The sequence below is a fragment of the Rhodococcus sp. CX genome, from assembly GCF_015865005.1.
In the GTDB taxonomy this organism is placed as follows: domain Bacteria; phylum Actinomycetota; class Actinomycetes; order Mycobacteriales; family Mycobacteriaceae; genus Rhodococcus.
This window is the reverse complement of the sequence record NZ_JADZGH010000273.1, coordinates 1-5,275: the sequence shown is the minus strand read 5'-3', so window position 1 is coordinate 5,275 and position 5,275 is coordinate 1. Positions and strand designations below refer to the sequence as shown.

General features: G+C 67.0%; 12 protein-coding genes and 1 pseudogene. All 13 read left to right on the top strand.

From position 1 onward, the window contains the following. The first annotated feature begins 80 nt into the window (after positions 1-80). Entirely contained in the window at positions 81-323 is a 243-nt protein-coding gene (locus I0Q12_RS30915) for a hypothetical protein (protein ID WP_197257792.1), read from the top strand. After that, a complete protein-coding gene (locus I0Q12_RS30910; RefSeq protein WP_197257790.1) occupies positions 320-829 on the top strand; it encodes a hypothetical protein in 510 nt (169 codons plus the stop codon). Before I0Q12_RS30915 ends, I0Q12_RS30910 begins: the two co-directional genes overlap by 4 nt. Next, positions 826-1,728 (top strand): ATP-binding protein, encoded by a 903-nt coding sequence (locus I0Q12_RS30905; protein ID WP_197257788.1) that lies wholly within the window; start codon positions 826-828, stop codon positions 1,726-1,728. The genes I0Q12_RS30910 and I0Q12_RS30905 overlap by 4 nt, the downstream gene beginning before the upstream one ends. A 100-nt stretch (positions 1,729-1,828) precedes the next feature. Continuing rightward, positions 1,829-2,170, top strand: a complete 342-nt coding sequence (locus I0Q12_RS30900; protein WP_197257786.1) for a hypothetical protein — start codon at positions 1,829-1,831, stop codon at positions 2,168-2,170. Then, on the top strand, positions 2,167-2,541 hold the full coding sequence (locus I0Q12_RS30895) for a hypothetical protein (protein WP_307846662.1): 375 nt from the start codon (positions 2,167-2,169) through the stop codon (positions 2,539-2,541). Before I0Q12_RS30900 ends, I0Q12_RS30895 begins: the two co-directional genes overlap by 4 nt. A 316-nt stretch (positions 2,542-2,857) precedes the next feature. Continuing rightward, entirely contained in the window at positions 2,858-2,980 is a 123-nt protein-coding gene (locus tag I0Q12_RS34765; RefSeq protein WP_269437725.1) for a hypothetical protein, read from the top strand. After that, positions 2,973-3,323 (top strand): hypothetical protein, encoded by a 351-nt coding sequence (locus I0Q12_RS30890; protein ID WP_197257784.1) that lies wholly within the window; start codon positions 2,973-2,975, stop codon positions 3,321-3,323. The genes I0Q12_RS34765 and I0Q12_RS30890 overlap by 8 nt, the downstream gene beginning before the upstream one ends. Continuing rightward, positions 3,320-3,517, top strand: coding sequence for a hypothetical protein (locus tag I0Q12_RS30885; RefSeq protein ID WP_197257781.1), 198 nt, complete (start codon positions 3,320-3,322; stop codon positions 3,515-3,517). The genes I0Q12_RS30890 and I0Q12_RS30885 overlap by 4 nt, the downstream gene beginning before the upstream one ends. Next, positions 3,514-3,723: a hypothetical protein gene (locus I0Q12_RS30880; RefSeq protein ID WP_197257779.1), complete on the top strand. Its 210-nt coding sequence runs from the start codon at positions 3,514-3,516 to the stop codon at positions 3,721-3,723. Before I0Q12_RS30885 ends, I0Q12_RS30880 begins: the two co-directional genes overlap by 4 nt. Then, positions 3,720-4,229, top strand: a complete 510-nt coding sequence (locus tag I0Q12_RS30875; protein ID WP_197257777.1) for a hypothetical protein — start codon at positions 3,720-3,722, stop codon at positions 4,227-4,229. Before I0Q12_RS30880 ends, I0Q12_RS30875 begins: the two co-directional genes overlap by 4 nt. Next, entirely contained in the window at positions 4,226-4,633 is a 408-nt protein-coding gene (locus tag I0Q12_RS30870) for a hypothetical protein (RefSeq protein WP_197257775.1), read from the top strand. The genes I0Q12_RS30875 and I0Q12_RS30870 overlap by 4 nt, the downstream gene beginning before the upstream one ends. Next, positions 4,630-4,776, top strand: a complete 147-nt coding sequence (locus I0Q12_RS30865) for a hypothetical protein (RefSeq protein WP_197257774.1) — start codon at positions 4,630-4,632, stop codon at positions 4,774-4,776. The genes I0Q12_RS30870 and I0Q12_RS30865 overlap by 4 nt, the downstream gene beginning before the upstream one ends. Then, positions 4,776-5,275: pseudogene (locus I0Q12_RS30860) on the top strand (hypothetical protein); the annotation flags it as partial. The gene I0Q12_RS30865 and the pseudogene I0Q12_RS30860, both read left to right, overlap by 1 nt.

Here is a 5,275-nt window from a genome sequence, read left to right as displayed (position 1 = left end):
CCCGGCTGCACCACGAGGCAGGACACCGACACCGACAACCACCTCGAGCTGTTGCTCGACAACGACCGAGAGGAACTGACATGGCCGTTGCCATGAGCCGGGCGCAGATCGTCGAGACGGCCCGCACCCGCGGTTGCTACCTGCGTATCCGTCACGGCAAGCACATCTCCCAGCCGCTGCCCCCGGGCCGTCCGTGGGCCGTGCAGATCGCCTTCCGCAACGTCATCAACCGTGAGGCGCTGGCAGGTTCGTTTCCCACCCACGAGCAGGCTGTCGAGTTTGCACTCGGCCGGCTCGCCGAGCTGAAGGACTTCGCACGATGAGTGCCGTCGAGAAAACTGTCCGCAACCTTGCCGCGATCGCCGCTGCGAAGAAGTTGCTGGCCGAGGCGGAGGACCGCGAGAAGGCCGCGCTGGCATCGCAGGTCACCCGCGGCACGAACTACGCGTACACGCTGGCAGGGGAGGAGCTCGGGTACGCGACGGTGCCGAAGCCGACGCAGCCGAAGCCGGTCGTGACGATCACCGATGAGGCGCAGGTGTTCCCGTGGCTGGTGGAGGCGTTCGGGCCGGACGTGATCGAGGAGCGTGTGGTGCTCACCGACCAGGGGCGCGCCTCGCTTGAGGCGTACGTCCTCGAGGCGCACAAGGCCGCCGGGTCGGAGGACTACTTCGACCTGCCGGGCGTCTCGGTGTCGGTGCCGCCCGCGAAGGCCCCGACACCGCGGTTCACGCCCGCGAAGAACGTCGTGGAGCTGGTGCGTGGCATGGCCGCCGCCGGCGAGTTGAACCTCGGCGAGGTGCTCGCACTCGAAGGTGGTGCGCAGTGACCGCTCTCAGCTTCGCGCCCGCCACCAAGGAGGCCAGCAAGGCCAGGATCGCCCTCTGCGGTCCGTCGGGTTCCGGCAAGACGTACACCGCCCTTGCGCTCGCGACCGCACTGTCGGATCGCGTCGCGGTGATCGACACCGAGCGAGGTTCCGCCTCGAAGTACGTCGGGCTCAACGGCTGGGCGTTCGACACCGTTCAGCCGGACTCGTACAGCCCACGGTCGCTGGTGGACCTGCTCGGCTTGGCGGCCGGCGGCGGGTACGGCGTCGTCATCATCGATTCGCTCTCGCACTACTGGGAGGGCGCGGACGGGATGCTCGAGCAGGTCGACCGTAAGTCCGGTGCCAACAAGTTCACGTCGGGATGGAAGGACATGCGACCTGAGGAGCGTCGCATGATCGACGCCATCATCTCCTTCCCTGGGCACGTGATCGTCACGCTCCGCACGAAGACGGAGTACGTGATCGTCGAGAACGAGAAGGGCAAGAAGGAGCCGCAGAAGGTCGGTTTGAAGCCGATCCAGCGGGACGGCATCGAGTACGAGTTCGACCTGATCGGTGAGTTGGATGTGCAGAACACGATGCGAGTGACGAAGTCCCGCATTCACACACTCACCAACGTGGTCATCCCTCTGCCCGGTGAGGAGCTTGCCCACCAGATCGACGCTTGGCTGTCGGATGGTGTGCAGGTACCGACGGCGGCCGAGTTCCGCAAGCGCGCTCTGGATCTCACGGGAAACAAGGCTGGTCTGCTCGCGCTGTACGCGGAGGTGAAGGGGCATCGGATGCTCGGTTCTCCGACGACCGACGCCGAAGGCCGGCCGGGTGTGCTCGGCGATCTGATCACCTACCTGGGTTCACAGGCTGCCGCGAAGCTCGCCGCGGTGCCGAACGACTGAACACCTGATCTTGCCGGGTGGCGGTGTGCCGACGGAGTCCTGATCGGGCGCACCAGATGTGCGCACCACACCGCCCCCGGCCTCCCTTTGGAGGCAAGGAATGAACCAATCTGAACTGAAGGGGCTGATCGCCGCGGCGCTGATGCCCGGCGCGCCGGAGCTGGTTGCCGACACCGCCGCGAACCTCGCGCGCACAATCCTCGAGCGGCACGAGGTGGTCGAGCTTCCCGCTTCGTCGTTCGAGGATGAGCACGGCGTCACCTGGTCCGACTCGTCCGGTGGCTTCCAGCTCGCGACGGTCGCAGGGCCGGAAGTCTGGGTGGCGGGGGAAATCCTGTCGCCTGACGAGCTGCAGGAGACTGCCGCTGCGCTGCTGGCTGCTCGCCGCCTGGTGCTTGCCGAGCGTGCCGAGGTGCGCAAGACGGCGGGGGTCGTCTGGTGAGCGTCGACATCGTGCTCGAGCTGCCGTACGAGAAGCCTCCGCTGTCGATGAACGACCGCCTGCACTGGCGAAAGAAGGCCGTGATCACCGCGTCGATCCGCGAGGTCACACACATGCTCGCCAGGCAGGCGAAGGTGCCGACCGGCCGCGGCCGCGTCACGGTGTGCCTGCACTACCGGCCGCGCGACAACCGTCGGCGCGACGCCGACAACCTCATGCCGGTGCTCAAGGCAGCATGCGACGGTCTCGTCGACTACGGGCTCACCGCCGACGACACGCCGGAGCTGATGCAGAAGCTCATGCCCGTAATCCACGCAGCAGAGAAGGGCCGCCCCGGCTCCCTCTGGCTCACGATCGGAGATCCCCAGTGACCCAACCCATCAGCGCGTACACCGGAGGAGATCCGGGCGCGGACCCGGCGCACGAATGGAAGCACCACACCCAGGCGAGTGAGACCGCTGCGGATCCGCCTGGTGAAGCTTCCGGTTCGCACCGGCTGACGGTCACGCGCACAACTTCATCGACAGTGGTGAAGTCCGGAGCGGTCGCCGATGCAGTGCGGCGGCGCTGCGATCGTCTCCGCGAGACGGGGACTGTGGCGACGGTCGCTGAGAGCCTGGACGGCTATGTCGTGCGGTTTACCGACGTCGACGGGGCTCGTGTCGTCCTGACCTACCAGGAGGGGAAGTGAAGTCCGCCGTGCGCATCGCCGGTGTCGCTGGCCTGTGCATCGCCGGGTGGCTCACCGTCGCCGCCTGGACCATCGACCGAGCCTCACAAACCCTCTACGAGTGGAGCGACCATGAGTGACCGAGACGAACTTCTCGCTGCGATGAAGGCGCACTCGATGCGGTCCTGGACTGATGGCGTCGGATCTGTATGCGCGTGCGGCTGGGAGGGACGCCTCCTCAGCGCTCACACCGTCGACGAGCTCCTCGCCGCCGGCTACCGCAGGGCCCGCGTAATCACCACCGTGCAGGAGCTCGCCGACATGCGTGACGGCACGGTGATCATCGGCCCGGACGGGCTCGTCGGCGAAAAGCGGGACTTCCCGCTCGATCTGGCCGTCCGCTACGTCAACGGCACCACGGAGACGAACGCGGACATTCCGATGCCCGTCACGGTCCTCTACACCCCCGAGGAGTCACGGTGAGCGACTACTGCCCAGCCCGCCACGACGACACACCCGGCCACGCCTGCCTCTGCGTGAAAGACACCGGCCACCGCCGGGAGCACCTGTGCCTGTGCGGCTACGAGTGGGACGTCTCCCGGAAGATCAGGACCGGCTCGAATCACTGGCAGCTCATCGGCGACACCTGGCGATGGATCACCGGGGAGGCGTCGTGAGTCACGTCGAAACCGTCGAAACCGCCCTCGACCACGCCATCCACGAAAACGACGAACTCCGCGCTGTCATCGACAGCATCCGCGACTACGCCCAGCTCCTGCGGGCGATGGCCGACGAGGTACGGCAACTCGATGCGGTCTACCAGGCCCGCGTATACGACGACATCGCCACAACCCTCGAACGCAAGATTGGAGACAAGCTGTGAGTGATCCGACGACACCCGAAGGCCGCGCCGAACTGCGCGACAAGATCCGCGCCGCATGGCCCGCCCGAGCGCTCACTCACGGCCGCGGAATGCACGTACCGCCCGTGCGCGACGGAGGCAACACAGCGGCGTGCATCGACCTCGCAGTCGAACTCGCCGTCGAACACTTCGCCCCGGCGCCGTGCGTCATGACGCACACCCCGCCGTTCGACTTCGCGCAGTGTGAAACCCACGACGAGACGTTCCCCCTCGGAGAGTCTTGCCGGTTCGATGGGCGCGACATGGTTGAGGTCTTGTTCGAGGCTGTCGACGAGCAGCGCGGCCGGGCCGTGCGCGCCGAGCTCGAGCGGGACCGCGCCGAGGCTGCACTCGCCCGGGTGCGCGAGTACGTCGACGACCTAGCGAACGTGCCGAACGTCGGCTACGACAGCAGCGAGCAGTGGGAGTTGGACACCAGGCGAGAGGTTGCCCGCGAACTACGTGCAGTGCTGGACGGTGACCGGTGACACCCGATCAGCTCCGGCTCCTCGCCGAACTCCATCCCCGCCAAATCCTCGGACTCGCCGACGCACCCGACTACTGGTGCCCACAAATCCGCGACACCCGCGGCGGCGGAACCCCAACCGACCCGGAATGGCACGCCGCCGGCCTCTGGCGCAAAACCTACACATGGGGCATCGCCATCACCCAGCCCGGCGACTACATGGAAGAACGCGGCATCACCGCACCCGAACACACCGTGACCCTCACCTGGCGGCAAATCACGGCCTGGGCAGAAGCGCTGCCCGAGGAACGCCGCATCGCAGCGCGGAAGGCACGCATGTCGATCCACGCCGCCGACGAGAACACCGCGGTCGCAGAGCTCTTCGCGCCAGCCGTCGGGGCTGAACCGGAGATGACGTTGTGGTGACCGAGTGCCCGGTGTGGCGCCGGAGGGTGCACGCGTCCGAGTACACCGGCCGCGTCACCCGGCACGACGACACCGCGGGAAGTACCTGCCCGATGAGCGGGCACCACATCCCGCTCGAACAGCTCGAAAGGAGGGCCGCCTGATGGCGTCCACCGGGAAAGACCACGCACGCATGAACCTCGGGATCTGGGGCGACGACGACTGGCTCGACTGCACCCCACCCGCGCAGCACCTGTACTTCGTGCTGTGGAACTGGCCGACTCTGTCGTACTGCGGTGCGGGGGACTGGCACCCGGGCCGCATCGCCTCGAAAGCGAAGGGATGGACGCCGGCTGCGGTCGAGCGTGCCGCCGCCGAGTTGTCCCGGGATCTGTTCCTGCTCATCGACGAGACGACAGGGGAGTTCCTGTTGCGGTCGTGGATCAAGCACGACGGCCTGTGGAAGGTGCCGAACATGGCCGTGTCGATGGCGAACGCGCGTGCCGAGTTGGCGTCTCGGACGTTGCGAGGGGTGATCGTGCACGAGGTGTCGAAGGTGCGTGCCACGCATCCGGGGTTGTCGTCGTGGGAGCGGGCCGCGGTGGTGTCGATGCTGGAGCAGAAGGCAGTGGATCCGGCGTCTCCTGTCTCTTATACACATCT